The organism is Nocardioides korecus (genome assembly GCF_054778395.1).
The window spans coordinates 1-1,334 of the sequence record NZ_BAAGZO010000031.1 but is presented as its reverse complement, the minus strand read 5'-3'; the positions used below and the strand labels follow the sequence as shown (position 1 = coordinate 1,334).

Here is a 1,334-nt window from a genome sequence, read left to right as displayed (position 1 = left end):
CAACCGACGCCGCCGTCAGCGAGCCCTCGGAAAGCTCACACCGGTCGAGTTTGAGATGATCTACACGACCGCAGAAGCGGCCTGAACACCCCAACCCCTAACCGTCAACCAAAGCGGGGGCAGACCCAGTTGTGGTTGACCGACATCACCGAGCACTGGACAGCTGAGGGCAAGCTCTACCTCTGTGCGGTCAAGGACGTCTACTCCAACCGGATCGTCGGCTACTCCATCGACTCACGGATGAAGTCACGCCTCGCAGTCACCGCGCTGAACAACGCCGTCGAGCGTCGGCACGCCGACGGTGCGTCGGTGGCCGGCTGCGTCGTGCATAGCGACCGCGGCTCGCAGTTCCGATCGCGGAAGTTCGTCCGCGCCCTCAATCGTCACGCGATGGTCGGATCGATGGGCCGCGTTGGTGCCGCTGGAGACAACGCGGCCATGGAGTCGTTCTTCGCCCTGCTGCAGAAGAACGTCCTCGACCGGCAGACCTGGAACACGCGCGAGGACTTGAGAATCGCCATCGTCAGGTGGATCGAGAGGACCTACCACCGTCGTCGTCGTCAGGCTGCGCTCGGCCGGTTGACCCCGGTCGAATACGAACTGATCATGACTCCAACCGCCAACCAAGCGGCCTAACCGAAACTGTCACCAGTTCGTGCAGCAGTCCCGACCACGATGCCGAAGAAGTAGAAGGCGTCGGCGGGACCGGGGTAGGGCGGCGGGCCACCCATGACCGCATAGCCACACCAGATGGAGTCGGCGAGTGCCGACAGGCAACACCGGCGCCGAGGGCGGTCCAGGCCGACCGCATCGACCGGTCCGTGCTGGTTGAGAGCAACCCCGTCCACAAGCAGACACACGCGCCCATCACGCTGGACAACGCGACGAACAGGTCGACTGTCGATTGCCGGTCCGAGAACCCGAACTAGACGAGCCCCCACAGCTGCACCATGGTGGCGGTGACCAGCAGGAGTAGACACAGCCCCAAGACCCCGCGCCGAGCCCGCAGACCGCGAGGCTCGAGGTGATCTTCCTGCATGAGCGGGTTCCTTCCCGACGAGCACCCGAGCGTGCAGGGTGAACCGCCATGATCCGCTCCAGCATCATGTCCTGAGGGCTTTTGTCGGACTTTAGGGGTGGCTGGGCCGGCAGGACCCAGAGGCGCGGTCGGGGCCGGGGGGGACGTTGCACCAGGAGTGCGCGGGCTCTGTCGACGACGCTTGAAAACGAGGCCATAGCGACGGTCGAAAACGAGGCCACCCAGACAGATTGGATGGGTGATCTCAGTGGAGGATTGGGCTTTGATTCGGCGGCTGGTTGCGGATGGTGTTCCG

At 64.3% G+C, this 1,334-nt stretch carries 1 pseudogene; it reads left to right on the top strand.

The annotated features are described in order from the left end of the window. Window positions 1-126: 126 nt before the first annotated feature. Window positions 127-636: pseudogene (locus tag ACYVDA_RS20720) on the top strand (IS3 family transposase); the annotation flags it as partial. Between the last annotated feature and the right edge of the window lie 698 nt (window positions 637-1,334).